The organism is Cronobacter sp. 153480017-3 (genome assembly GCF_053627815.1).
On sequence record NZ_JBSEYN010000004.1, the window covers coordinates 212,255 to 237,934 of the forward strand.

The window sequence follows — 25,680 nt, forward strand, 5'->3', positions numbered from 1 at the left end:
GGCCCGTGTTTCGTAGGGGGGATAAGCGTAGCGCATCCACCGCCTTGCACCGTAACGCCCATAAAAAAGCCGACGCTCTGCGTCGGCTTTTTACGTTTTGCTTCATCGTTAAGGAATGCGCGGCTCGCCGGTTTCATCCTGATCGACGGCGAAACAGGCGACCAGCTGGCCATTATATTCCTTCAACTGCGGCTGGATCTGCGTACACGGGCCAAAACGGCGACGGCAGCGAGCGCTGAAGGCGCACCCCGGCGGCGGGTTCAGCGGGCTTGGCAGTTCGCCGGTAAGCTTGATGCGCTCGCGGCGGTCGTCCGGATTCAGGCGCGGCGTCGCGGAGAGCAGCGCCTGGGTATACGGATGACGCGGGTTCGAGAAAATCTGGTCTTTGGTGCCCTTCTCCACGCAGCGGCCGAGATACATCACCATCACTTCATCGGCGATATGCTCCACCACCGACAAATCGTGGGAGATAAACACATACGACAGCCCCAGATCCTGCTGCAAATCCATCATCAGGTTCAGCACCTGCGCGCGCACTGATACATCCAGCGCCGAGACCGGTTCATCGGCGATCACCACATCCGGGTCGAGCATCAGCCCGCGCGCGATGGCGATACGCTGGCGCTGACCGCCGGAGAACATATGCGGGTAGCGATCGTAATGCTCGGTTTTCAACCCCACTTTCGCCATCATCGCCAGCGCTTTCTCGCGGCGCGCCTCTTTACTGAGACGGGTATTGATAAGCAGCGGCTCCTCAAGGATTTGCCCCACTTTTTTGCGCGGGTTCAGCGAGCCGTACGGGTTCTGGAACACGATCTGGATTTTCTGGCGGCGCAGTTTCTCCGCCGTTTCGTCCGGTTTCAGCAGATCCTGCCCCTGGTAGTACAGCTCGCCGCCGGTCGGCGTTTCAATCATGGTGAGCAGACGGCCCAGCGTGGATTTCCCACAGCCGGACTCGCCCACCACCGCCAGCGTTTTACCGCGCTCAAGCGTAAACGACACGCCATCCAGCGCTTTCACCAGACGCTCCGGCGCGAAGAGCCCCTTCTTCACGGGGTAATGTTTTTTCAGGTCGATAGCCTGCAACAGCGGTTGCTGCAGAGTGGCCTCATGCGTGCTCATAATTGGTTGGCCTCCCGGCATCATCGAGGGGGTAGTGGCATTTCGACTGGCGGCCATTGTCCACCAGGTTTAACGCCGGTTCTTCCACGCGGCAGCGTTCAGTCGCGTAGGGGCAGCGCGGGTTGAGCAGACAGCCCGTCGGGCGGTCATATTTCCCCGGCACCACGCCTGGCAGCGACGCCAGACGCGCCTTATCCTGCGCGAATTCCGGCAGGGCGCGCAGCAGCGCCTGGGTATACGGGTGACGCGGCGCGCGGAAGATATCCCGCGCTTCGCCGGTTTCCACCACCTGGCCTGCGTACATCACGATGATTTTGTGCGCCGCTTCGGCCACCAGCGCGAGGTCATGGGTGATAAGAATCAGCGCCATGTTCTCTTTTTGCTGAAGCTCCAGCAGCAGTTCAATGATCTGCGCCTGGATGGTCACATCCAGCGCGGTGGTCGGTTCATCGGCTATCAGCAGCTTCGGACGACAGGCGATAGCCATGGCTATCATCACGCGCTGGCTCATCCCGCCGGAAAGCTGGTGCGGATAGACATCCAGACGTGACGCAGGGTCCGGGATACCAACCTGGTTTAGCAGATCAATCGCGCGCTGGCGGCGGGTCTTTTTATTGCCGCCCTGGTGCACTTTGATAGCCTCCATAATCTGGAAACCCACGGTGTAGCAGGGGTTCAGGCTGGTCATCGGATCCTGGAAGATCATCGCCACTTCGGCGCCCACCAGGTTCCGGCGCTCTTTTTCCGAAATCCGCTGTAAATCCTGGCCGTTAAATTCCAGTTTGTCCGCCATCACGCGGCCAGGGAAATCGATAAGGCCCATAATCGCCAGCGAGCTGACCGATTTACCGGAACCCGATTCACCCACGATGCCGACCACTTCGCCCTGATTCACGCTGTAGCTCACGCGGTCTACGGCGCGGAACGGGGTGCCTTCGTCGCCGAAGTGCACCGATAATTTATCTACATTCAGTAACGCCATCTCGTGCCTCTTTACTGCTTGAGTTTGGGGTCGAGCGCGTCACGCAGGCCGTCACCCATCAGGTTAAATGCCAGCACCGTCAGCAGGATAGCGAGACCAGGGAAGGTCACGACCCACCAGGCACTTTGCGCGAACTGCAACACGTCGGAGAGCATGGTGCCCCACTCCGGTGTCGGCGGCTGCGCGCCCATGCCGAGAAAGCCCAGTGCGGCCATATCGAGAATGGCATTCGAGAAACCGAGCGACGCCTGAACAATCAGCGGCGCAAGGCAGTTAGGGAAGATGTTGACGAACATCTGGCGCATCGCGCCGGCGCCCGCCACGCGGGAGGCGGTCACGTAGTCGCGGCTCACCTCCACCAGCACCGCCGCGCGCGTTAAGCGCACGTAGTGCGGCAGCGCCACGAAGGTCAGTGCGAGTGAAGCGTTAACGATTGACGGGCCGAAAATCGCCACCAGCACCAGCGCCAGCAGCAGGCTCGGCAGCGCCAGCATGATATCGACGATACGCATAATGATGGTATCGACGATGCCGCCGAAATAGCCCGCCACCAGGCCGAGCACAATGCCCATCACCAGCGACAGCACCACCACCAGACAGCCGACCAGCAGCGACAGGCGCGCGCCGTACATCAGGCGCGACATCACATCGCGGCCCACATCGTCGGTGCCGAGAATATGCGCCCAGCTGCCGCCATCCTGCCAGACCGGCGGGGCCAGCAGCGCATCGCGGAACTGCTCTGCCGGATTGTGCGGCGCGATAAAGTTGGCGAAGACGGCTATCAGGATCATGATGACGACATACACCAGCCCGACGACCGCGCCCTTGTTCCGTTTGAAGTAGTGCCAGAATTCCTGCATCGGCGTCATCGGCACCGGTGCGGCCACCACTTTGTTTTCAGTCATTTGCGTCATGATGGCCCCTTATTTCTTATGACGAATACGCGGGTTCACCACGCCATAGAGCAGATCGACCAGCAGGTTGACGAGAATAATCATCGTCGCCACCAGCAGCACGCCGCCCTGCACCACCGGATAATCGCGGCGCTGGAGCGCGTCGATAAGCCAGCGGCCGAGGCCGGGCCAGGAGAAGATAGTTTCCGTCAGGATAGCGCCCGCGAGCAGCGTGCCTACCTGAAGCCCAATCACCGTCACGACCGGCAGCATGGCGTTACGCAGCGCGTGAATGATGATGACGCGCATACGGGTCAGGCCTTTGGCGCGCGCGGTGCGGATATAATCCTCGCCGAGCACTTCCAGCATCGCCGAGCGGGTCATACGCACGATCACCGCCAGCGGAATGGTGCCGAGCACCACGGCGGGCAGGATCATATGCGCCAGCGCGTCGATAAAGTTGCCCTCTTCGCCCCAGATGGCGGTGTCGATAAGCATAAAGCCAGTCAGCGGGTTAGTATCGTCAAGGAACACCATATCGCTGACGCGCCCGGAGACCGGCGTCAGGTTTAGCTGCACCGAGACCAGCATGATCAGCATCATGCCCCACCAGAAGATAGGCATGGAGTAGCCGGTCAGCGCCAGGCCGACTGCCGTGTGATCGAAGATGGAGCCGCGTTTAACGGCCGCCAGCACGCCCACCGGAATGCCCACGGCAACCGCGAAAATCATCGCGCAGACGCCAAGCTCTAGCGTCGCTTTAAAGCGCGGCACGAACTCGTCCCACACCGGGAGGCGGCTTTTAAGCGACAGGCCTAAATCGCCGTGCAGCACACCCCAGATATAGTGGAGATACTGCTCCCAGAGCGGCTTATCAAGGCCCAGCTCGGCTAGCAGCTGCGCGTGACGCTCAGGGGAAATACCACGTTCGCCCGCCATGATCATCACCGGGTCGCCGGGGATCATATGGACGAAGGCAAAAGTGAGAAGGGTGATACCGATAAACGTCGGGATAACAAGCCCCAGACGTCGGAGGATGAACTGCAACATAACCCGGATTCTCTGTAATGACGCACAACCAGGGGATGTGGTCTGTATTGCTCACAAATCTCATTCCCTCTCCTTTCAGCGAGGGAATAAAGCACTGCTGCCGGGTGTGCTGCGCTTGCCCGGTCTGCAAGTGTAGACCGATATAAGCGCAGCGTCGCCGGACACGGGGCGCTCAGGCGCCCCTGACGGTTTTAATTATTCAACGGAGACGTTTTCGAAGTGGTGTTTGCCCAGCGGATCGACCACGTAGCCTTTGACTTCTTTACGCACCGGCTCATACACGGTGGAGTGCGCGACGATAAGCGCCGGCGCCTGATCGTGCATCACGACCTGAGCCTGTTTGTAAAGCTCGATACGTTTGTTGTGGTCATCGGTCGCGCGCGCCGGTTGGATCAGATCTTCAAACGGCTTGTAGCACCAGCGGGAGTAGTTGGAGCCATCTTTCGCGGCGTCGCAGCTAAACAGGGTAGCGAAGAAGTTATCCGGATCCCCGTTGTCGCCGGTCCAGCCCATCATCACCGCCTGGTGTTCGCCTGCTTTGGCGCGTTTCAGGTATTCGCCCCACTCGTAGGTCACGATTTTCGCCTGAACGCCGATTTTCGCCCAGTCAGCCTGGATCATCTCGGCCATACGGCGCGCGTTCGGGTTATACGGACGCTGTACCGGCATCGCCCACAGCTCAACGGTGAAGCCCTTATCCTGGCCCGCTTCTTTCAGTAGCGCTTTGGCTTTCTCGACGTCATAGGTGTAATCCTTCACGTCGTCGTTATAGCCCCACATGGTCGGCGGGATCAGGTTTTTCGCGGCAACGCCAGCACCCTGGTAAACCGCTTTGATGATGGCGTCTTTGTTCACCGCGTAGGTCAGCGCCTGACGCACTTTCACGTCGTCAAACGGCTTCTTCTCGGTGTTGAAGGAGAGATAGCCCACGTTCAGGCCCGCCTGCTCCATCAGGTTGATGCTCTTGTCCTGCTTCATGCGCGCGATGTCCGCCGGGTTCGGGTACGGCATCACCTGGCACTCGTTTTTCTGCAGTTTGGCATAACGAACGGACGCATCCGGCGTAATGGAGAAGACCAGACGGTCAATCTTCGGTTTGGTGCCCCAGAAGCCCGGGAACGCTTTATACAGAATGCGGGAATCTTTCTGGTATTGCTGAAGCTGGAACGGACCGGTGCCGATCGGGTTCAGGTCGACTTTCTCCGGCGTACCGGCTTTCAACATGTTGTCTGCGTATTCTTTAGAAAGAATCGACGCGAAGTCCATCGCCATATCGGCCAGGAACGGCGCTTCCGGGCGCGTCAGCACGAACTGAACGGTATTGTCGTCGACTTTTTTCACTTCGCTAATCAGCGTCGGCAGGCCCATGCCTTCGAAATATTCGTAGCTGCCGCCAGAGACTTTGTGGTACGGGTTTTGATCGTTTTTCTGACGATCAAACGAGAACACGACGTCATCGGCGTTAAATTCGCGCGTCGGTTTGAAATCTTTATTGTCCTGCCATTTCACGCCCTTACGCAGATGGAAAGTATAGGTTTTGCCATCTTCGCTGACGTCCCATTTCTCCGCGAGGCCCGGAATAATTTCCGTAGTGCCGGTTTTAAATTCAACCAGACGGTTGTAAATAGGCACAGAGCTTGCGTCGTAGGTAGTACCAGAGGTGAAGAGCTGTGGGTTAAAGCCTTCCGGCGAGCCTTCTGAACAGTAAACCAGGGTTTTGGCTTGTACGCTTGCGGCGACGGTCATAGCCACCAGGCTCAGACCAAACTTCAGCATCCCTGACTTCTTCAAGGAAATACTCATTCTTCTGCTCCAATGTGATAGGTGTTGTGTTTTCCGTCAGACCTTTTTTATTTTTTGCCCGGTCCGATCGTTAAGTGTGAGGCTGGGGATTCCTTTCGCAAGGGAGACTGAGTTGCAGTACAGATTGTCCGTAAAATGACCCTCACGCCCTACAATCTGTCAACAGAACACGCAAACGTCAATACAGCTATCCGGGATTTACAACCGGGTTGAGAAACGGCAAACAAAGATTAAAAAAACCTCATGGGCATGTTTTCAGCACGGAAATTTATGCTACGCCGCCACTCGCAGAATAATCATCTTGATATTTTGTAACATCCAGCGCTTATGTTTTATCCGCTTAATGCAAAATTTCTGGCCCTGTGGCGAACTTATGAACGGTTTATGGCGCGATTTGTTAGCCATGCAGCAAAAAATGCTGAGGCAATATATAAGCAGAGCGGAAAGTATGCGGGATGTTTCATAACTATTTTCAATGAAATATGTCACAGAATCGCGTTCGCGCGGGAAAATCGAAGCTAAATAAGATTAACGAATTAAGCGGGTGAAGACTTTATTCAGGTATTCCCTGGAACAGAGTCTGAATGTGGGAGTGAAAAGCAATAACCTTTGGCCGCTTACGGTTTTATGGGGGGCCTCTTTAATACGATTTCAGCTCTGGTTTCTTTAACGCGTCACGCCTGAGACATTCGCCACATCTCTGCCGTGTCGACAAAAAATGGAAACCCTTACGAACTGACAAAAGGTATTGAGGTATATGAAAAGGAATTTTCATGAGCCACGCGTGCTGCGCTTGCAATCATCGGTAGGCGTTTGCGGCGTAAATTATGCTGATGACGTAAAAGCGCTACAAGAATTGATGATGAAAGCTGGCTATCAGACAGCGACAGGGCGTTCCTTAAAAGTGGACGGCATATGCAACAACGAAACCAAAGAAGCCATTATCTGGTATCAACGTCTGTTAACACTGTCCCGATCAGGCCTGGTACAGCCATTTGATCAATGGTTCATTGAAGCATTAAAAAATGCCAGCCAACCCGAGTGGCGTCCACGGATTACTTCCGGGCCGCTACATGTACGGGAAGCACAATTTACTTTTGACAATGAAGGGACGGATTATATTACAGCCACCGATCCTTTCCGTCCGCACCCTTATCCCTGGTTCTCACGCATCTTACACTGGCCGCATTCTGCTGCTTCTGGCGTTACGCTTGGACGTGGCTACGATATGGGAAAGCGAAGCTCAGGTGAAATTTTTGCAACGCTAAGACAGGCAGGGATAGAAGAATACAAGTCCATTCTGGCATCTAAAGCTGCTTTTCTGAAAGGACGAGAGGCTGCCAGTTTCGTGAAAGTTTATGGGCCGCTTTTCGGTGAAATTACGCACCAGCAACAGCTAAGACTGTTTGAAATTGCCATACAATTTTATATTTCCGAGGCGAAAAGGATCTTTAATGGACGCAAAGCGAGAATGATGTCTGCCATAAGCTGGGAAAAGATGCGTGTCAGATTAAAAGATATATACATCGATAGTTTGTATCAGGGATGTGAGTCAGCAGGTGAATTTGCCCGGTTGATTTTACTCGACGATCTGAAATCGGTGCGTTTATATCTGAAAACAGATCGCGCTCAGATGAACTCGCACGGAAGAAACTTAAAAAGGTTGCAATATATCAATGGGTTATAAGTTAATTTTTTTTCTGCCCTTTCTGTTGCAACCGACCACCTGCGTTGCTGCCTCGTCCATCATTTATGGAGAGGCAGCAAAGATATGTGCGAAGAGTGCGGATTATGCCGCCGGAACGCGATGTCTTGAGAGGCAGCGCAAGCAAACGGAGCAGGCGCTACAACAGACGCTGGCGGCGGCGCTGAAGCAGGTACAGTCGGAAGACTGGCTGGAGGCTAATGCGGATTACGAGGATGAAGATTCACAAATCGTTGTAGATACAGCCAATGCGCTGAAAAACGATCAGGCGGCATGGGAAAAACATAAGGCCCTGTTTTGTCAGGTGGCCAGTTCACAGATTAGTGCTAAAACCCCCAACTATTGGGTTCTATCCACCCAGTGCGAAATCAATATGAATAAGGCGCGTATCGACGAGCTGAAAGCATTAATGGCGCAGGTGCAGCCCTGAGGGCCGGACGCCGGAAAGCAAAAAGCCCTGCTCAATGAGCAGGGCTTTTCTAAATTTGGTCGGTGCCAGAGGATAACTCGCCGCTTTGCGGCTTCGCCCTACGGGTCGTTGCTTGCGCAACGCTCTCTCGCTGCGCTCGGGTCGAACCTCCCTGCCCCCGGAGGTTCTCATCCTCTCAGACGCCGGAAAGCAAAAAGCCCTGCTCAATGAGCAGGGCTTTTCTAAATTTGGTCGGTGATAGAGGATTCGAACCTCCGACCCCTTCGTCCCGAACGAAGTGCGCTACCAGGCTGCGCCAATCACCGAATGCGGGGCGCATATTACTGCGCACCCTAATTCCCGTCAATCCCTTACTTTAAAAAAGCCTGTCGATCGGCTGAAAAGCCAGCGATATGGCTATTTTGCGGCAGAAGGGACATGACACCAGTTGTTATTCTGGTTGATGCCGCCGTCCGGCGACTGATAGCCGAGGCAGCCCATAATGGTATCGAACAGCTCAACATGGCGATGCGGGCGCTTCTGCTCTGCCTGCAGTTTAAGCTGCGCGAACGCCTGCGCGTGCTGCGGATCGGCCAGATAGCTGTCGGACATCCAGACCATCATCGGCACGCGGAACTGTTCCGGCGGCGCGACATTGCGCGGCGTGCCGTGCAGGTGCTCTTTCTCATTGATCGATTCGCCATGATCCGCGGCGTAGAACACAATCGCTTTCTTATTGCGAACCTGGTCGATCACATCGGAGATAAAGCTGTCGACGTACAGCACCGAGTTATCATAGGCGTTAATCAACTCCTGACGGCTACAGTCTGAATCGACGCCCATGCACTCCGGCTGCCAGCGCGCATAGCTTCTTGGATAACGCTGCACATAGTTATAGTGAGAGCCTTTGGTATGCAGAATGATAAGGTGTTTGCCCTTATCGTGCCCCGCCAGCGAGTTTTTCATCTCCTCCACCAGCAGCATGTCATCCACCTGCTTACCGCGGTTGCGCGGCTCAGCACCGATCTGCTCGCGGTAGGCGATGTTGTCCGCCATCGTGTTGCTGTAGAACCACATTTCGCTCTGCATCGCGTACAGATCCGAGCTAAAGCCCAGCTGTTTAAGCACCGCGAATACGTTCTGTTCTTTCAGCGTGCGCTGCGGATTGTCATCCGCGCCGCCTTCACGAACAAACATGCAGCGCAGCGAGAGTTTGGTCGCCGTATCGCACGATTCACCACGGAACGCAGCCAGGTTTTTCTCCTGGGCGAGTTTCGGCGTGGTGTTACGGTCGTAGCCAAGCAGGCCCATATGATCCCAGCGCGTGGTTTCGCCGATGATAAACACAACGTAAGTGTCATCGATACCCTGCGGAGCCTGCCAGGTAAACTTTTTGGCCGGGTTCAGCAGCGATTTGTTATCGCTGGATTCATCGACCTGCGCCCAGGCATACAGCCCCAGCGCGGAAAGCCAGTTTGACGGCAGATAGGAGTTTGCTACCACGCCGCCGTAGCTTGGCATATCAACCCCAGACGTGCGCTCTTCATTTTTCTGCTGCAAATCCAGCAGGCGAATCGGTGCCCAGACCAGCAGGCCCGCCACAATCACCACCGCCGCGCTTTTCAGGCGCTGATCGCGGGTACGTAGCTGACGCAGCAGCGTATCGCGGCAACGGTTGCCCCAGATAAGCGTCAGCGGCACGATGCACACAAGAATCATCCACGCGATGAACTGCCAGCCGACCACTTCTTTCGAGAGATCGATATCGGTCGTCATTACCGACGCGATAATCCCGTAGCCAATCACCACGTTCATAAACGTCATGTAATAACTTGCCGCGGCAGAGAACAGCACCACCAGTGACGCCAGCACGCGCCAGACGCGCCGCCCCAGTAGCGACAACACACGCAGCAGGAAGAAGGTGACGAGCACCGTGGCCACCAGTTCAACGACCATCGACACGCCATTAACCCAGGAAAGATTCTGCGCATACCCGTCGAAACGACGATATAAAACCGCACAGTTAAAAAACAGACCGATGTAAACCGCCAGCAGAACGCTGAGTTTCTGTTGGGTCATCGAGAGGATGTATTTCATGCAAGCCGCCCGGCAAACAGGTGTGAAACCCGTTCCCCAAAAAATGAAAAAATAATGTATACGTGACAACGCTGAGGGAATCAGGCGATTCTTATCTCAGGCGCGGGGTAGTAGACCACAGCGACGGGAAAAAGTGCGGGCATTTAGAGCGGCCCGGCTCCTATTTACAAAAATATGAGGCCGGAACCGCATTTTACGGAACGGGACAACCGGTTAGTCGGTGATGACGTTCAGTTTAACGTCAATGTTGCCACGGGTCGCATTGGAGTACGGGCACACGATGTGGGCTTTCTGCACCAGCGCTTCGGCTTCTGCACGGTCCATGCCCGGCAGATGAATATCCAGCTGGGCTTCGATCCCAAAACCGGTCGGCAGCGGCCCAATCCCTACCTGACCTTCAATAAAGGCATCCTGCGGGACTTTCTTTTTCTCCTGGGAGGCGACATGTTTCAGCGCGCCCAGGAAGCAGGCCGAATAGCCCGCGGCGAAAAGCTGTTCCGGGTTGGTCACCTGACCGCCCTGGCCGCCCATCTCTTTCGGCACGCCGAGTTTCACGTCCAGCACGCCGTCATCGGACGTCGCACGGCCATCACGGCCGCCCGTCGCTTTCGCTTTTGCGCGATAAACCACTTTTTCTAAGGACATCTTGTTCTCCTTTGTGTTGGCAATCACAGCTAGTAAGCATAGAACGTCTGAGCGAACTGGGGAGAAAGTGAGAACATTCGGGGAAAGTGCCGCCGCAGAGCGCGGCGGCAAAAGGACATCAGGCGCGGGCGTGTTCCCAGGCCTCGCGGCGCGGCTGGCGAATGGTGGTGGAGATAGCCAGCGAGACAATCAGCAGCGCGAAGATAACGCAGAAGGTGACGTAAAAGCCGCCGAACAGCGAGGCGATAATCGATCCGCAGATGCTGCCGATCCCAAAACCCAGATAAATCACGCCGTAGTTTTTCGCCAGATTGTTCAGGCCGAAGAAATCGCTGACCAGCGACGGATAGACCGTGATGGTGCCGCCGAAATTAAACGCCACGCAGGCGATAGCCGCGAAGAAGGTCATTTCATTGAGCGGCGCGAAAAGCAGCGCGGCCATCCCCACCAGCGAGACCACCTGGCCGAGCGTAATGACGCGAATGCGCGGCATTTTGTCAGAGAGAATGCCGAGCACCAGGCGGCCGGTCAGGTTGGCAATGGAAATCACGGTAACCGCGTTCGCGGCGGTGGCGGCGTCAAGGCGCACCATGCCCTGCGCGATATCTTTCGCCACGCCAATCACATACAGGCCGCTCATGCAGGCGGTCAGGAACATCAGCGCCAGCATCCAGTACTGCGGTTTACGCATCGATTCGGCCAGGCTGTAATCGCCTTCGCCCGCGCTGTTGCCGGTGCGCGCAGGCTGATTCGGCGCGTCTTTCATCAGCAGCGCGCCGCCGATAATCATCACCATCACCATGCCGCCCCAGATAACAAACGTGCGCTCAAGCCCGACGGACGCCAGTAGATGGCTGTCGATAAATTTAAAACCGAGGCTCCCGAGACCATACGCGCCGATAGAAAACGCGGAGATAAGCCCTTTGCGCTCCGGGAACCACTTCACGCAGTTAGAGAGCGTCAGCAGATAACCGGCGCCGTCCGCGAGCCCCACCAGCACGCCCGCGCTCAGCCAGAGCATCATCAGGTTGCTGGCGTGAGAGGTGAGCACCAGCCCTAACCCCAGCAGCACGCCAGAGGCGATCGTCACGCGTTTCACGCCGAAACGCTCCTGCAGTTTACCGGCGACCGACGACGACAGCGCCAGCCCCAGGCTCAGTAGCCCGAAGGAGAACGCCACCTGGCTTACCGGCTCATCAAGCTTTTGCGACAGAGCGCTGTTAAACAGGCTCCAGGTATAGACCGAACCCAGCGCGAACTGGGTAATAATCGTGCCCACCAGGGTGAGCCACCGGGTACGCGAATGGATGGAAATACTCATGGTTGTTGTCCCACTGATAAGAAGAAAGCTTCACTACCTGCAACGATAGCGAAACCCCTACTTTTTCGGGGGAAAACGGTATGAGTTGCCGCAGAGGCGGAATGAACTGCCGCGGCGAAGGCATGGATGGCCTTGAACGGGCGCGAATAGCACGCCCTAAAAGGTGGCGCTGAGCCCGAGATTGTACATTTGCGCGTCGTTGTCGCTAAGCCGCCCTTCCGCCTGAGAGAACGACGCCCATGCCGCGAGATGCTTGTTAATCGGCATATCCGCGCCGACCGAAACATCCATCCACGAGCCGTACTGACTGCCAGGCAGCAGCGGCTGCATACTCCATAGCGGATCGCCATGCTGCTGGTTATAGCTCACCTGCGCCCACGGGCGCAGCGTGCCGAGACGCGAATCGAGCCGCCAGCCGAGTGAGCCAACGCTCGCATGCCAGTAGGCGTTATCCGCGCTGGCACCGTTATCCTGTAAAGGCAGGCCGTCGGCTTCGCGCCGCCAGCCCGCCACCGGGCGAGCGACCACCGGCAGCGGCCATGACAGGTTCAGGCCTGCCGGCATCGCCGCCTCGTCGCGCTGCGTCTGCGCTACGCGCTCGGCCAGGATCTCGTCATAACTCGGTGTGCGATCGCTGTCCCACGTATAACGTTCAGAAGTGTTACTTTGGGGGTCAACAGCGATATATTCCTGTTGCCAGGCGTGTGCCGCCTGGGTAAAAACCAGAGACCACAACAGCACCGCCGCGCGTCGTAACGCATGGCGTTCAGAGATAGTTATCATCATCAAAGCGACTCCAGAAGAGAGCCGGTTCCGGCAGTTTTTATTGGCGTTATTAGCGGATGTGCGAGTAACCCTGAATTAACTATTGTCTCTTTATTTGCCACGTCAAGCCGCTTTCGAAAATCGCCAGGGTGCCTGTTAAAACGAGGGGAATGCAGGATGGAACGTTGCGGATGGGTCACTCAGGATCCACTTTATCTCGCCTACCACGATGAAGAGTGGGGAGAACCTCAGAAAGACAACCACACGCTGTTTGAGATGATCTGTCTCGAAGGCCAGCAGGCGGGGTTGTCGTGGATTACCGTGCTGAAAAAACGCGAGCACTACCGCCGCTGTTTTCATGGTTTTGAGCCCGCCGTGGTGGCGCAGATGGGGCCAGAAGACGTCGACGCGCTGGTACAGGAGCCAGGTATTATTCGCCATCGCGGTAAAATCGAAGCCATTATCGCCAACGCCCGGGCGTATCTCGCCATGCAGGCGCAGGGGGAAGATTTTTCAGCATTTGTCTGGTCATTCGTCGGGGGCGCGCCGAAAGTGAACTCCCCGCAGACGCTCGCGCAGGTGCCGGTGACGACGCCCGAGGCGCAGGCGCTCTCGAAAGCGCTGAAAAAACGCGGCTTTAAGTTTGTCGGCCCGACGATTTGTTACTCCTTCATGCAGGCCTGCGGGCTGGTGAACGATCATCTCGCCGGCTGCGGCTGCCACCCGGAGAACCGGTCATGATCCGCGCGCAGCGGCCTTCTGACCGCGACGCCATCCTTTCGCTGTGGCTTGCGAGCACCACCGCCGGACATCCGTTCATTCAGCCTGATTACTGGCGCGCCAGTCTGCCCGTTGTGCGTGACGTCTATCTGCCCGGTGCCTGCACGTGGGTGGACGAAAACGGCGGTACGCTTCGCGGGTTTATCAGCGTGATGCATGAAAATTTTATCGGCGCGCTGTTTGTGGCGCCTGACTGCGAGGGAACAGGCATCGGCACCGCCCTGCTGACGCATGTGCAGTCGCAGTACGATACCCTGAATCTTGAGGTCTACCAGAAAAACACCCGGGCGGTGAATTTCTATCACGCCCGGGGGTTTCGTATTGAAGAGAGCGCGTGGCAGGAAGAGACCGGCCACCCGACCTGGATTATGCGCTGGCAGGCGGATCAAACGCCGTAACGTCCGGCGCGGGCCCGCGGTATTTCTCGACGCGCACCAGCGAGGAGTTCGCCGCGCAGCCGTTGCCGAGCCGCGAGGTCGGGATATCGCGCGTCAGCACGTTCACCGCGCCGTTTTTACAAAGCCCCTGCTGGTTCCAGTCAAAATCGGGCCACGCGCCCTGATGCAGACAAATCACGCCAGGCTTAATGCCGTCCGTGACCACGGCACCCGCCAGCACCTGGCCACGGGCGTTCCACACCCGCACCAGATCGCCGTGGGCGATGCCGCGCTTGCGGGCATCGTCCGGATGCAGCGTCACCGGCTCGCGCCCGGCCACGGCATAGCGCTCGCGAAGCGATGAATAGTTAAGCTGGCTGTGCAGACGGTGCGCCGGGTGCGATGAGAGCAGTTGCAGCTCGTCCGGCTGCGCGTTGCCGTGCCACTCGTCTGGCTCAAGCCAGGTCGGGTGCGGCGGGCAGTCGGCATAGCCGAAGCGGGCAATGCGCTCTGAGTAGATCTCGATTTTCCCGCTCGGCGTGCTGAGCGGGTTGGCCGCCGGATCGTCACGAAACGCGCCAAAACGCACAAACTCGGCATTTTTCGGGTTCTCCGGCATCTCGATTATCTGATTCGCCTCCCAGAAATCGGCGAAATCCGGCAGCGTCACCTGCTGCGCTGCGCCACGCTCGCGGGCGATGTTGTAGAAGGTTTCGAGCCACTCCAGCTCGCTTTTGCCTTCGGTGAAACGCGCCCGCCCGCCGGTTTCCCAGCGCTCCGACAGTTCAGCGAAGATATCGAAATCGTTACGCGCCTCATACTGCGGCGGCACAACCTGCTTCATCGGCACCATATGCTGGTTGCTGTAGTCGCCGGTCATGGTCATGTCGTTGCGCTCAAACGAGGTGGTCACCGGCAGCACGATATCGGCGTGCTTCGCCGCCGCCGTCCAGAAGCATTCGGAAATCACCACCAGCTCCGGTTTCTGCCACGCCTTAATCAGTCGGTGCGTCTCCTGGTGGTGCGTAAAGTTAGCGCCGCCCGCCCACCAGATAAAACGAATATCCGGGAAAATGCGCTGCTGTCCGTTGTGCGGGTATTCGCCGCCGGGGTTTTCCAGCGCCTCGACAATGCGCGCCACCGGGATTTTATCGACCGCGTCAACGCCGCCTTCCACGCTGCCCTGCATTGAGGCCAGCACGGCTGCGCGTCGCGTCGGGTTGCCGCCGTTGGCGAAGTGATAAGAGAGCCCGAAGCCGCCGCCCGGCAGGCCAATCTGGCCGAGCATCGCCGCGAGTGTCACCAGCATCCAGTGTTTCTGCTCGCCATACTGCTGGCGCTGCATGCCCCAGCCCGCCATCAGCATGGTGCGGTTCTGGCTGAACAGGTGCGCCAGCTCGCGGATGGTTGCGGCATCGACGCCGCAAATCGCCGCCGCCCAGTCGGCGTCTTTCGGCGTGCCGTCGCGCTCGCCGGTCAGGTAGGCCGCAAACTGCGCGTAGCCGTGCGTGCAGGCGTTAAGGAAATCGTCATCCTGCCAGCCGTTTTCCACCAGCGTATGGGCGATGCCGAGCATCAGCGCCACGTCGGTGCCCATGTGCGGGGCAATCCATTCCATGCGATCGCCGAAGAAATCGGCGGTTTCCGGGCGCATCGGGTTGATGCAGATAAGCTTTTTTCCGCTCTCTTTGAGCTTCTCGAAATAGCCGATGCCCTGCTCGTCAGAGGCGTTCCAGGCGATTTTCAGCGTGTTGAGCGGGTTAGCGCTCCACAGCACTACGACATCGCTGTGCTCCAGCACCAGCGGCCAGCTGGTCTGCTGTTGATAGACTTCGTTGCCGCCCACCACATACGGCATGATCACCTGCGCGGCCCCCGTGGAGTAATCGCCCAGATGACCGGTGTAGCCGCCCGCGAGGCTCATATAGCGTTGCAGCAGCGTGGCGGCTTTATGCAATACGCCGTTGGAGCGCCAGCCGTAGGAGCCTGCGAAAATCGACGACGGGCCGTAGCTTTCGCGAATGCGCCGGTGCTGCTGGTCAATCAGACGCAGCGCCTCGTCCCAGCTGATACGCACAAACTCATCCTGCCCGCGCACGCCCTGCGGGCTATCCGGCGAGGCGAGAAACCCTTTACGCGCCATCGGATAGCGCACGCGCGCTTTGCTGTGCACCTGGTCCGGTACGGCGGTTTGCAGGGAATTCGGGTGGCGCGTCGGCAGCGCGCCCTGAGAAGAGAGCACGGTTTCACCGTCGGTCTCGACAACCATGGGCCCCCAGTGGGCGGCGGTAATGATGCGTTTTAAAGCAGATGGGTTAGCCAAAACGGGCTCCTGACTGGCGTTTGCAGATGAGGCGGCGTGAGTATGGCTACTTTGTCGCCGCTCGATTCGTTATGGATAAAAAATCAGAACACTTCCCGGAATTTTCATCACATTCCCCCGTCATAATCAACCTCCGCCACTCCAGGCGAACCAGAATTAAATTGAATAAGGATATGCGATGAAAAAACGCATCATTTTTGTGGCCGCGATGGTCAGCGGCGCACTGGCCCTTTCAGGCTGCACCACAAACCCTTACACCGGCGAACGCGAAGCGGGTAAATCCGGCATTGGCGCGGGCATTGGCTCGCTGGTGGGCGCGGGCGTCGGCGTGCTTTCTTCGTCGAAAAAAGATCGCGGCAAAGGCGCGTTGATTGGCGCGGCGGCGGGCGCAGCGCTCGGCGGCGGCGTGGGTTACTACATGGACGTGCAGGAAGCGAAACTGCGTCAGAAAATGCAGGGCACCGGCGTGAGCGTCACCCGCAGCGGCGATAACATCATCCTGAATATGCCGAACAACGTGACCTTCGACAGCAGCCAGGCGAATCTGAAACCGGCGGGCGCGAATACGCTGACCGGCGTGGCGATGGTGCTGAAAGAGTACCCGAAAACCGCGGTAAACGTGGTGGGCTACACCGACAGCACCGGCGGACAGGCGCTGAACATGAAGCTGTCGCAGCAGCGCGCGGAAAGCGTCGCCAGCGCGCTCATCACTCAGGGCGTTGCCGCTAACCGCATCCGCACCAGCGGCATGGGCCCGGCGAACCCGGTCGCCAGCAACAGCACCGAAGAAGGTAAAGCGCAGAACCGTCGCGTGGAAATCACCTTAAGCCCGCTGCAGTAACGGGCGACAGCCTCATCGGGAAAGCCCGATGAGGCTGCTTCACACCTTAGTGGTGCAGCATTTCATCCACCACCTGCGCTTTGCTTAACTGGTACGGATAGTACGTTGGCCAGTTATCCATCTCTTTCAGCAGCGCCTCATGGGATGTGTTTCCCATGTAAATGTGATAGTGCGCGGATTTACGCGGCGCGATGGTGTGATCGCTGAACTGCACAAACTTCGGCGCTTTTGACGCGCTGTCGGTGCATTCAAACAGGTAGCGCACGCCTTTTTTGCCGGAGGCGTACTGCAAAATCTTATAGCCGTTATATTTATACGCGCAGGCGTTCACGGTTTGCCCAACGTGAAACTCCATCACGTTGTTTTCAATGCCGATCATTTCAACATCCGTGGCGTACCCTTTTTTGTAATACGCGCGATACTCTTCAACGGTTTTACCGCCTTCCTTCGCTTTTTTCGCCAGCACCGGATCGAGATCGCCGCTCATAAGATACGGATAGATCGACTGCCAGACGCCGTCCCAGTCGCTAAGCGCGCGGTCTTTGACATCTTTATCGTTGAACACCCCTTCGCTCGCCTGGCGTTCCGCCTCCGTCAACGACTTGCCGTGGTGATGTCCGTGCGCCGCGCTTTGAGCGCTTGCCAGCAGAAGCCCCATTCCCAGTAATAAGGCTAACTTCTTCATCTCTGTCACTCTCCTGTGTTAATTATAAATTGATACGTTATAACATAATAAATAACAATGCCACACATTGAGAGCCGGAAAATCACGGGTGCCAGTTATGCCCGTCACGCAAACGCCTGCTTTACGACAGCCACCGAAATAATCTAATAATAAAAACAGTCACCTGCCCCGCCGGTGTTTTAGCCTGAGAAGGAAGCCTCATGACCACCAAAGCGCCACGCCCCACCATTAGCGACGTCGCCCGCGCCGCGAAAACCGGAAAAACCAGCGTTTCCCGCTACCTGAACGGCGAAAAACATCTGCTTTCCGACGCTTTGCTGGCGCGCATTGAGCAGGCCATCGCACAGCTCGATTACCGACCTAACCAGATGGCGCGCGGCCTGAAGCGTGGGCGTACACGGTTAATCGGCCTGATCATCGCCGATATCACCAACCCCTATTCGGTCAATGTATTAAGCGGCATTGAGGCGGCCTGTCGGGAGAAAGGCTTTACGCCGCTGGTCTGTAACACCAATAACGAGCTCGATCAGGAGCTGCATTATCTGGATCTCCTGCATAGCTATCAGGTGGAAGGCATCGTGGTGAACGCGGTCGGCATGCGCGAAGAGGGGCTGAACCGGCTGCAACAGTCGGCGCTGCCGATGGTGCTGATTGACCGTAAAATCCCCGATTTCGCCTGCGATGTCGTCGGGCTCGACAACACCCAGGCGGCGACCACCGCCACGGAACATCTTATCGAACAGGGCTTTGAGGCGCTGTTGTTCTTAAGCGAGCCGCTCGGGACGGTAAATACCCGCCGCGAGCGCCTGACCGCTTTTCGCGCTACCGCCGCCCGCTACCCTGGCGTCGTCGCGGAAAATGCCGAAACGCCGTTGCACGAGGCGGATCATCTCGACAACACCCTGCGCCACTTCCACACTCGTTTTCGCGGAATGCGCAAAGCGGTCATTTCCGCCAATGGCGCGCTGACGCTCCAGGTGGCGCGCTCGCTTAAGCGTATCGGGCTGAACTGGGGCGCCGACATCGGCCTGCTCGGCTTTGACGAGCTGGAGTGGGCGGAGCTGGCGGGCGTCGGGATCACCACGCTGAAACAGCCGACCTGGCAGATTGGCTACGCCGCGCTGGAGCAAGTCGTCAGGCGCATCGAGGGCCAGGCGCAGGCGGTACGGGAGCAGGTTTTCTCCGGCGAGCTTATCGTGCGCGGCTCGACGGCGCGCTGAACGACGGTTCGTGACCCCGATCATAAATTCACCATCCTGGACTTCTCTTTGGAACCGGTTCCATCTAGCGTATTAATTATGTTATGCAGATGTAATCACTCCGGAGAAGTTAATGGAGAGAGAAATTATCGTCGTCACCGCGGCTTACGGTAACGACAAAATCAAAGCCCTCGGCGGCCAGCAGGCCGTACTGCCGATCATCGCAGGCGCAGGCGCTGACGGCGTGGAGATCCGCCGCGAACTGCTCGATCCCGTGGAGATCGACACCCTGCCCGCGCTGGCGCAGGCGATCGCCTCTCATCACCTGAAAGCCTGCTATTCAGCACCCGAACCGCTGTTTGAACACGACGGTAAAATCAACGCGCGCCTGCCTTCGCTGCTGGCAGAAGCTCACGAACTCAACGCCCGCTGGCTCAAGCTCTCACTTGGGCATTTCAGCCATCCGCACCAGGCGGAGCCGCTGGCGGGTCTTCTGGCGCTAAGCGACGTCGCGCTGGTCGTGGAAAACGATCAGACCGAATGTGGCCGCCTGGAACCGATGCGCCGCTTTCTCGCCGCCAGCAAAACGCTCAATCTTCCCGTCCGCCTGACGTTCGACATGGCCAACTGGCTGTGGGTGGACGATGCGCCGGAAGAAGCCGCCCGCGCGCTTTGCGCAGGCGTCAGCTATATCCATGTCAAAGCCGCCACCGCGCATCACTACCACTATCGCGCCATCGCGCTGGATGACGCCGGACCGCGTTGGCGCACGCTACTGAATATGCTGCCGCCGGACGCGCCGCGCGGCATTGAGTTTCCGCTGGAAGGGCGCGACCTGACCGCCGTCACCCGCCATTACGTCAACCTGCTGCGCGAGGAGTGAACATGGAACAGCCACTGGATGTGATTACCATCGGCGAAGCGATGGCGATGTTTGTCGCGACCGAGCCCGGCGATCTGGCGCAGGTAGAACACTTTTTTAAACGCGTCGCGGGGGCGGAGCTGAATGTCTCCACCGGTCTCGCGCGTCTCGGATTACAGGTGAGCTGGGTGAGCCGCGTCGGCAACGATTCGTTTGGCCGCTTCGTCCTGAATCAGCTCGAAAAAGAGGGCATCGCCACGCGCGGCGTGACGATCGACGACCGCTACCCGACCGGTTTTCAGCTGAAATCGAAAGTTACCGATGGAACCGATCCCAGCGTGGAGTATTTCCGCAAAGGCTCCGCCGCAAGCCATCTGAGCGGCGAAGATTTTAACGCCCCGCTGTTTTACAGCGCCCGTCACCTGCACCTGAGCGGCGTCGCAGCAGCGCTTTCCCCGACGTCGTATGAACTGCTGGATCACGCGGCGCGCGCCATGAAAACCCAGGGCAAGACGATCTCCTTCGATCCGAATCTGCGCCCGGTGCTGTGGAAAAGCGAGGCGGAGATGACAGAGAAACTCAACCAGCTCGCCTGCATGGCGGACTGGGTGCTGCCAGGTCTGAAAGAAGGCCAGATCCTGACCGGCCAGCACAGCCCGGAAGGGATTGCCGATTTCTACCTGACGCGCGGCGTGAAAGCGGTCGTTATCAAAACAGGCGCTGACGGCGCCTGGTATCAGAGCGCCAGCGGCGAGCAGGGTACGGTGGCGGCGGTGAAGGTCGAAAACGTAGTCGATACGGTAGGCGCGGGCGATGGCTTTGCGGTGGGCGTGATAAGCGCGCTGCTGGAAGGTAAAACGCTGCGCGAGGCGGCGACCCGCGGTAACAAAATCGGCGCGCTGGCCATCCAGGTTCAGGGCGACAGCGAAGGGCTGCCGACTCGCGCGCAGCTTGGCGAGTCATAAGTCTTCAGGTTTTTTAAGGCGATACATCACAAGACGAGTTTTCCCTCTCTCCTTTGAGAGAGGGCGGGCATGAGGAAAACCTCACCCAAACATCACTAGTATGAACAGCTTCCGTCGTCCCCTACACCGACGAGACGCATCCACCTCAACCATAGAGGGAATACGATGAAAAGTCCGACTAACGCTCCAAAACGCTGGTGGTACATCATGCCGGTCGTGTTTATCACGTACAGCCTGGCGTACCTCGATCGCGCAAACTTCAGTTTCGCTTCGGCGGCTGGTATTAATGACGATCTCGGCATTACCAAAGGCATTTCATCGCTGCTGGGTGCCCTGTTCTTTCTCGGCTACTTCTTTTTCCAGATCCCTGGCGCGATTTACGCCGAGCGCCGCAGCGTGCGTAAACTCATTTTCATCTGCCTGATTCTGTGGGGCGGCTGCGCGTCGCTGACCGGGGTGGTCAGCAATATCCCGATGCTGGCGGCGATCCGCTTTATCCTTGGCGTGGTGGAAGCCGCCGTCATGCCCGCCATGCTGATTTACATCAGCAACTGGTTTACGAAGTCTGAGCGTTCGCGCGCCAACACGTTCCTGATCCTCGGTAACCCGGCCACCGTGCTGTGGATGTCGGTGGTTTCGGGCTATCTCATTCAGGCGTTCGGCTGGCGTGAAATGTTCATTATCGAAGGCATCCCGGCGGTTGTCTGGGCGTTCTGCTGGTGGGCGCTGGTGAAGGATAAACCGTCGCAGGTGAAGTGGCTGGCGGATGACGAGAAAGCGGCGCTGCAGGCGCAACTGAATAAAGAGCAGGAAGGCATTAAAGCGGTGCGCAATTACGGCGAAGCCTTCCGCTCACGTAACGTTATCCTGCTGTGCGCGCAGTATTTCGCATGGAGCATCGGCGTTTACGGCTTTGTGCTGTGGCTGCCGTCGATCATCCGCAGCGGCAGTGAAAACATGGGCATGGTGGAAGTGGGCTGGCTCTCCGCGGTGCCCTATCTCGCCGCGACCATCGCCATGATTATCGTCTCCTGGGCCTCCGATAAGATGCAGAACCGCAAGCTGTTCGTCTGGCCGCTGCTGCTGATTGGCGGGCTGGCGTTTATCGGCTCCTGGGCGCTCGGCGCGAACCATTTCTGGGCGTCTTACACCCTGCTGGTGATTGCCGGTGCCGCGATGTATGCCCCGTATGGCCCGTTCTTTGCGATTATCCCGGAGATGTTGCCGAAGAATGTGGCCGGCGGCGCGATGGCGCTTATCAACAGCATGGGCGCGCTCGGCTCGTTCGTCGGCTCCTGGGTGGTCGGCTATCTTAACGGCGCAACCGGCAACCCGTCTGCCTCATACATTTTTATGGGGGTGGCGCTTTTCGCCTCGGTGTGGCTCACTTTGATAGTCAAACCGGCCACCAGCCAACAGCTGCCGGTGGGCGCGCGCCACGCGTAACACGCTGCGGGCGGCGTGATGCCGTCCGCTTGTCTATTCTTTCTGTTTTGTTCAAAAGCTGGAGACCTGCATGAAGCCGTCCGTCATTCTCTACAAATCCCTGCCTGACGATTTGCTTGCCCGCCTGGAGAGCCACTTCAACGTGACCCGCGTGCCAGATCTGAGCCCGGAGACCATTGAGGCTCATGCCAGCGCATTTAGCGAGGCGCAGGGGCTGCTGGGTTCGAGCGAAAAGGTAGACGCGGCGCTGCTTGAGAAAATGCCCGCGCTTCGCGCCGCCTCGACGGTTTCCGTGGGGTATGACAATTTCGACGTGGACGCGCTGAGCGCAAAAAAGATAGCGCTGATGCACACGCCTACCGTGCTGACTGAAACGGTCGCCGATACGCTGATGACGCTGGTGCTGACGACCGCGCGCCGCGCACTCGAAGTGGCGGAGCGGGTTAAAGCGGGCGAATGGACCGGCAGCATCGGCCCGGACTGGTTCGGCTGCGACGTTCACCACAAAACGCTGGGCATCGTCGGCATGGGTCGTATTGGTCTCGCGCTGGCGCAGCGCGCGCATTTCGGCTTTAACATGCCGATTCTCTACAACGCCCGTCGCCATCACAGCGAGGCGGAAGAGCGCTTTAACGCGCGCTACTGTGACCTGGATACGCTGCTCGCCGAATCGGATTTCGTGTGCGTCATTCTGCCGCTCACCGACGAGACGCATCACATGATTGGCGCAGAACAGTTCCGCAAAATGAAGAAATCGGCGATTTTCATCAACGCAGGCCGCGGGCCGGTGGTGGATGAAAACGCGTTGATTGCCGCGCTGCAAAGCGGTGAGATCCACGCGGCCGGGCTGGATGTGTTCGAGCAGGAGCCGCTTTCGAAAGACTCTCCACTGCTGACGATGAAGAACGTAGTGGCGCTGCCGCATATCGGCTCCGCCACTCACGAGACGCGCTACAACATGGCCGCCTGCGCGGTCGATAACCTTATCAACGCGCTTAATGGCGACGTGTCGCAGAACTGCGTGAATCCGAAGGCGGTGAAGTAAAAACCACCTCCGGAGAAGTGGTTTAGCGTCACAATAAAAAACGGCTCATAAGAGCCGTTTTTTTTCACTGCATCGCGTTGGTCGCGGCCGTGTAAGCCTGGGTGAAGGCCTGATGTTGCGCGGCGAGCGGGCCTATCAGCGCGTTATACTGGCTCGCCTGCTGCGACGTCGGGAACTGGATGCCGTTAGCCGCAAAGCCCACCTGCGTGCCCTGCTGCGCGATGAAATCACCGACCTGCACCAGTTGCTGAGTGAACGTCTGCGCGGCCGGGATCAGCGGCTGCAGCGCGTTAGCCGGGCCGGTTACCACTTTTTCATAAGCTTTATCAAATACCGGCTTCAGATCATCTGCCTGCTTAAGCGACGCGTGAGAGCTGTCCGCCTGCATTTTCGCATTCTGCAGTTGCTGGCTCATTACGCCCAGCGAACCGTTGGCCTGGCGCAGCGCTTCACGCTGGGTCATGTAATCCTGCGGCACGCGAATGCTGTTTACGCCATCCACTACCGGGCGGATGCCGGCGTCCATCGCCTGGTTCACCTGCTGAGAGTAGCTGTAAAGGATGGCATAGTCGGAAACGAACGGACCGAACTGTTTTTTCTGATCGGCGGTCAGCGTCGGCAAACGTTCGCCGCTACGCATTACCGTGTTTTGCAGAAAATCGACGAACGCTTTGCGCTGGTCGCCCTCTTTATCAAAACACCCGCTCAGGCTGAATACCATTAACAACGCCGCCAGCGGCGCGAACCAGCGAGAGCAGGACTTACCTGTCGCCATTTTTTTGCTCCTTTCACTCATCAACGCGCACACCACTGCCAGTGTGCTTCAACGCCCACAAGGATAGTTCAGACGCGCCGCGCAGGATACCCTTTATTGCGCTGCAAAAGCGATTATGCGAAAGGCAGCGCGCCGTGCGTAAAAAAGGGCCGCCAGCCTGCGCTGACGCCCCTTAATAAAGACGCTCACAGCCATACCGCCCCATAGACTCGCCTGGCCTGAAAAGGCGGGGTTTCCCCCGCCCTCCAGACGCTACTTACCGGATTCGTAAGCCAGAAACGCAGCGGCCTCCCGATATCTGTCCTTATAACGGATTTCGCACAGCGATTTCCGAATAAGGAGCGTGAATATTAATAGCGTGGTACAAACGATTAATACGCACCAGATAAGCGCATTTCGCGGTAGTTTCATCAGCTTCTTTTCCTTGTCTTGCGACGGGTAAGAGGCTAATCTGCATATGTTCAGTATGGAGACAGCCTCGTTGGTTAATGAAAATTGACCTTCGGGGCTTTCTTCTTTCTGCCATCCGCTATAGCGGTAACTTTGCTGATTGCCGGAGGCAAAAAGCCTCAAGCGCCGGGCGTATTTTACGCTGCCTTTTTAAGCTGCCAGAATGTGATTCGGTGCTTTTCAGAAACCGACATGAGTGCTTTCCCATCGCATGACTGGAACCCTGTATATGAGCGTCAGAAGAGCGGTGCGCGCGTTCTAAAACGCCGGGCTTATGGCGGGATCGCGCAGGGGATAAAGGATCGCGCCATGATCTTTTACAAAACTATACTTTCTTAAGATTAATCCTAATATCAATCAATTAGGACGAGATATTCCACCACCGAACCGCCACAACCGGCGCTCGCCAGTCAACAAGCGCAAAATCTTATACTACCCTGCCCACAGTTTGGTTTTTTCCGAACTATGATTAAGAAGCTTCTTAGACGTTCACGATCCCGCTGTGTGATTAGGAGTCCAAAATGGAATCTAAAGACCCTATGTTTGAGTTGCTCAGCAGCCTCGAACAAATTGTATTAAAGAAAGATGCCTCTGATACGGTTACCCTGACGCAGAAACCTAACGTGTTTACAGAATTTGAACTGTTACGCAAAAGAACGGGCCTGAAAACAGATGATTTGGCTCGTGTGATGGGTGTCAGTGTGGCCATGGTTCAGGAGTGGGAATCCCGCCGTGTGAAACCCTCCAGCACCGAACTGAAGCTGATGCGCCTGATTCAGGCGAATCCCATGCTCAGTAAACAACTCATGGAATGAAACGCAAGCCAGTACACTTTTTTTCGCAAACAAAACGCCCCCGCCAATGCGGGGGCGTTGCTTTTCAGAATACATTTGGGTGCGTGCAGGCCAACCCGCCCTCCTGACCAGTGGGTGGGGGATTGCTCCCCCATCCAAAGGCTACTTCCCTGGTTCGTAAGCAAGGATTGCCCGTATTTCCCGGCTTCCCTCTTTAATAGTGAATTCACATAAGCGGTCACGCATTATTAAGGCGAAACACAGCACCGTAATACACAGCGCTAATATGCTTAAAAAAGCATATCGGGATTTTATTGGCATAATTGCCTCCTTATAGGGAAGAGGC

General features: G+C 57.4%; 25 protein-coding genes, 1 tRNA gene, 1 other RNA gene and 1 pseudogene. 11 read left to right on the top strand and 17 right to left on the bottom strand.

Annotation, left to right across the window (positions count from 1 at the left end; translation table 11 throughout):
• Window positions 1-108: 108 nt before the first annotated feature.
• The 5 genes from dppF to dppA all read right to left on the bottom strand — a co-directional run bounded on the left by dppF (window position 109) and on the right by dppA (window position 5,850).
• Window positions 109-1,122, bottom strand: coding sequence for a dipeptide ABC transporter ATP-binding subunit DppF (dppF, locus tag ACUW6V_RS11740; protein WP_007797331.1), 1,014 nt, complete (start codon window positions 1,120-1,122; stop codon window positions 109-111).
• On the bottom strand, window positions 1,109-2,104 hold the full coding sequence (gene dppD, locus ACUW6V_RS11745; RefSeq protein ID WP_004387621.1) for a dipeptide ABC transporter ATP-binding protein: 996 nt from the start codon (window positions 2,102-2,104) through the stop codon (window positions 1,109-1,111). The genes dppF and dppD overlap by 14 nt, the downstream gene beginning before the upstream one ends.
• Window positions 2,105-2,115: 11 nt before the next feature.
• Window positions 2,116-3,018, bottom strand: coding sequence for a dipeptide ABC transporter permease DppC (gene dppC / locus ACUW6V_RS11750; protein WP_007895619.1), 903 nt, complete (start codon window positions 3,016-3,018; stop codon window positions 2,116-2,118).
• Between the two features lie 9 nt (window positions 3,019-3,027).
• Window positions 3,028-4,047, bottom strand: coding sequence for a dipeptide ABC transporter permease DppB (gene dppB, locus ACUW6V_RS11755; RefSeq protein ID WP_007895616.1), 1,020 nt, complete (start codon window positions 4,045-4,047; stop codon window positions 3,028-3,030).
• 195 nt (window positions 4,048-4,242) lie between these two features.
• Entirely contained in the window at window positions 4,243-5,850 is a 1,608-nt protein-coding gene (dppA, locus tag ACUW6V_RS11760; RefSeq protein WP_012126310.1) for a dipeptide ABC transporter periplasmic-binding protein DppA, read from the bottom strand.
• A gap of 757 nt (window positions 5,851-6,607) precedes the next feature.
• On the opposite strand from dppA, the gene ACUW6V_RS11765 reads away from it, so the two are divergent.
• Together ACUW6V_RS11765 and ACUW6V_RS11770 are read left to right on the top strand one after the other, a co-directional pair.
• Complete coding sequence (locus ACUW6V_RS11765) at window positions 6,608-7,537, top strand: peptidoglycan-binding protein (protein ID WP_454038380.1); 930 nt, start codon at window positions 6,608-6,610, stop codon at window positions 7,535-7,537.
• Complete coding sequence (locus ACUW6V_RS11770) at window positions 7,527-7,985, top strand: lysozyme inhibitor LprI family protein (protein WP_454038381.1); 459 nt, start codon at window positions 7,527-7,529, stop codon at window positions 7,983-7,985. The genes ACUW6V_RS11765 and ACUW6V_RS11770 overlap by 11 nt, the downstream gene beginning before the upstream one ends.
• 56 nt (window positions 7,986-8,041) lie before the next feature.
• Here the strand turns inward: ACUW6V_RS11770 and ACUW6V_RS11775 are convergent.
• The 6 genes from ACUW6V_RS11775 to ACUW6V_RS11800 all read right to left on the bottom strand — a co-directional run bounded on the left by ACUW6V_RS11775 (window position 8,042) and on the right by ACUW6V_RS11800 (window position 12,813).
• A non-coding RNA gene (locus ACUW6V_RS11775) (RtT sRNA) lies at window positions 8,042-8,177 on the bottom strand.
• Window positions 8,178-8,213: 36 nt separating this feature from the next.
• Window positions 8,214-8,290: transfer RNA gene (locus tag ACUW6V_RS11780), tRNA-Pro, on the bottom strand.
• Between the two features lie 91 nt (window positions 8,291-8,381).
• Complete coding sequence (eptB, locus tag ACUW6V_RS11785) at window positions 8,382-10,061, bottom strand: kdo(2)-lipid A phosphoethanolamine 7''-transferase (RefSeq protein WP_004387615.1); 1,680 nt, start codon at window positions 10,059-10,061, stop codon at window positions 8,382-8,384.
• A gap of 213 nt (window positions 10,062-10,274) precedes the next feature.
• Window positions 10,275-10,706 (bottom strand): organic hydroperoxide resistance protein, encoded by a 432-nt coding sequence (locus ACUW6V_RS11790; RefSeq protein WP_004387614.1) that lies wholly within the window; start codon window positions 10,704-10,706, stop codon window positions 10,275-10,277.
• A 118-nt stretch (window positions 10,707-10,824) separates the two neighbouring features.
• A complete protein-coding gene (locus ACUW6V_RS11795; protein WP_097641523.1) occupies window positions 10,825-12,027 on the bottom strand; it encodes an L-lactate MFS transporter in 1,203 nt (400 codons plus the stop codon).
• A 156-nt stretch (window positions 12,028-12,183) separates the two neighbouring features.
• On the bottom strand, window positions 12,184-12,813 hold the full coding sequence (locus ACUW6V_RS11800; RefSeq protein WP_454038382.1) for a lipase: 630 nt from the start codon (window positions 12,811-12,813) through the stop codon (window positions 12,184-12,186).
• Between the two features lie 156 nt (window positions 12,814-12,969).
• On the opposite strand from ACUW6V_RS11800, the gene ACUW6V_RS11805 reads away from it, so the two are divergent.
• Window positions 12,970-13,533: a DNA-3-methyladenine glycosylase I gene (locus ACUW6V_RS11805; RefSeq protein ID WP_054625515.1), complete on the top strand. Its 564-nt coding sequence runs from the start codon at window positions 12,970-12,972 to the stop codon at window positions 13,531-13,533.
• Window positions 13,530-13,970: an N-acetyltransferase gene (locus tag ACUW6V_RS11810; RefSeq protein ID WP_007895598.1), complete on the top strand. Its 441-nt coding sequence runs from the start codon at window positions 13,530-13,532 to the stop codon at window positions 13,968-13,970. Before ACUW6V_RS11805 ends, ACUW6V_RS11810 begins: the two co-directional genes overlap by 4 nt.
• Here ACUW6V_RS11810 and ACUW6V_RS11815 read toward each other — a convergent pair.
• Window positions 13,939-16,272 carry a molybdopterin guanine dinucleotide-containing S/N-oxide reductase gene (locus ACUW6V_RS11815; RefSeq protein WP_054625516.1) on the bottom strand — a complete coding sequence of 778 codons (2,334 nt, stop codon included), beginning with the start codon at window positions 16,270-16,272 and terminating at the stop codon, window positions 13,939-13,941. The two genes, ACUW6V_RS11810 and ACUW6V_RS11815, sit on opposite strands and share 32 nt — an antisense overlap.
• Before the next feature lie 178 nt (window positions 16,273-16,450).
• On the opposite strand from ACUW6V_RS11815, the gene ACUW6V_RS11820 reads away from it, so the two are divergent.
• Window positions 16,451-17,113, top strand: coding sequence for an OmpA family lipoprotein (locus ACUW6V_RS11820; protein WP_004387610.1), 663 nt, complete (start codon window positions 16,451-16,453; stop codon window positions 17,111-17,113).
• A 46-nt stretch (window positions 17,114-17,159) separates the two neighbouring features.
• Here the strand turns inward: ACUW6V_RS11820 and zinT are convergent, their stop codons facing one another.
• Complete coding sequence (gene zinT, locus ACUW6V_RS11825) at window positions 17,160-17,798, bottom strand: metal-binding protein ZinT (protein ID WP_097577969.1); 639 nt, start codon at window positions 17,796-17,798, stop codon at window positions 17,160-17,162.
• A 200-nt stretch (window positions 17,799-17,998) separates the two neighbouring features.
• Here zinT and ACUW6V_RS11830 point away from each other — a divergent pair, with 200 nt between their 5' ends.
• The 5 genes from ACUW6V_RS11830 (at window position 17,999) to ghrB (ending at window position 23,315) form a co-directional block, all read left to right on the top strand.
• Window positions 17,999-19,018, top strand: a complete 1,020-nt coding sequence (locus ACUW6V_RS11830; protein ID WP_454038383.1) for a LacI family DNA-binding transcriptional regulator — start codon at window positions 17,999-18,001, stop codon at window positions 19,016-19,018.
• Between the two features lie 112 nt (window positions 19,019-19,130).
• Entirely contained in the window at window positions 19,131-19,880 is a 750-nt protein-coding gene (locus tag ACUW6V_RS11835; protein ID WP_054625518.1) for a sugar phosphate isomerase/epimerase family protein, read from the top strand.
• A gap of 2 nt (window positions 19,881-19,882) precedes the next feature.
• The gene (locus tag ACUW6V_RS11840; protein ID WP_454038384.1) at window positions 19,883-20,824 is read left to right on the top strand and encodes a sugar kinase; all 942 of its coding nucleotides are present in this window, start codon (window positions 19,883-19,885) and stop codon (window positions 20,822-20,824) included.
• Between the two features lie 165 nt (window positions 20,825-20,989).
• The gene (locus ACUW6V_RS11845; RefSeq protein WP_014727840.1) at window positions 20,990-22,270 is read left to right on the top strand and encodes an MFS transporter; all 1,281 of its coding nucleotides are present in this window, start codon (window positions 20,990-20,992) and stop codon (window positions 22,268-22,270) included.
• A gap of 70 nt (window positions 22,271-22,340) precedes the next feature.
• Window positions 22,341-23,315: a glyoxylate/hydroxypyruvate reductase GhrB gene (gene ghrB / locus ACUW6V_RS11850; protein WP_004387605.1), complete on the top strand. Its 975-nt coding sequence runs from the start codon at window positions 22,341-22,343 to the stop codon at window positions 23,313-23,315.
• Window positions 23,316-23,379: 64 nt separating this feature from the next.
• Here the strand turns inward: ghrB and ACUW6V_RS11855 are convergent, their stop codons facing one another.
• The 3 genes and pseudogenes from ACUW6V_RS11855 to ACUW6V_RS11865 all read right to left on the bottom strand — a co-directional run.
• Window positions 23,380-24,090 carry a DUF3053 domain-containing protein gene (locus ACUW6V_RS11855; RefSeq protein ID WP_105608633.1) on the bottom strand — a complete coding sequence of 237 codons (711 nt, stop codon included), beginning with the start codon at window positions 24,088-24,090 and terminating at the stop codon, window positions 23,380-23,382.
• A gap of 252 nt (window positions 24,091-24,342) precedes the next feature.
• Window positions 24,343-24,501 carry a type I toxin-antitoxin system Hok family toxin gene (locus ACUW6V_RS11860; protein WP_004387602.1) on the bottom strand — a complete coding sequence of 53 codons (159 nt, stop codon included), beginning with the start codon at window positions 24,499-24,501 and terminating at the stop codon, window positions 24,343-24,345.
• Window positions 24,458-24,616, bottom strand: a pseudogene (locus ACUW6V_RS11865) (DUF5431 family protein); the annotation flags it as partial. The pseudogene ACUW6V_RS11865 and the gene ACUW6V_RS11860, both read right to left, overlap by 44 nt.
• Window positions 24,617-25,061: 445 nt before the next feature.
• Here ACUW6V_RS11865 and ACUW6V_RS11870 point away from each other — a divergent pair.
• Complete coding sequence (locus ACUW6V_RS11870) at window positions 25,062-25,355, top strand: HTH-type transcriptional regulator (RefSeq protein ID WP_004387600.1); 294 nt, start codon at window positions 25,062-25,064, stop codon at window positions 25,353-25,355.
• A gap of 141 nt (window positions 25,356-25,496) precedes the next feature.
• Here the strand turns inward: ACUW6V_RS11870 and ACUW6V_RS11875 are convergent, their stop codons facing one another.
• On the bottom strand, window positions 25,497-25,655 hold the full coding sequence (locus ACUW6V_RS11875) for a Hok/Gef family protein (protein WP_015387147.1): 159 nt from the start codon (window positions 25,653-25,655) through the stop codon (window positions 25,497-25,499).
• Between the last annotated feature and the right edge of the window lie 25 nt (window positions 25,656-25,680).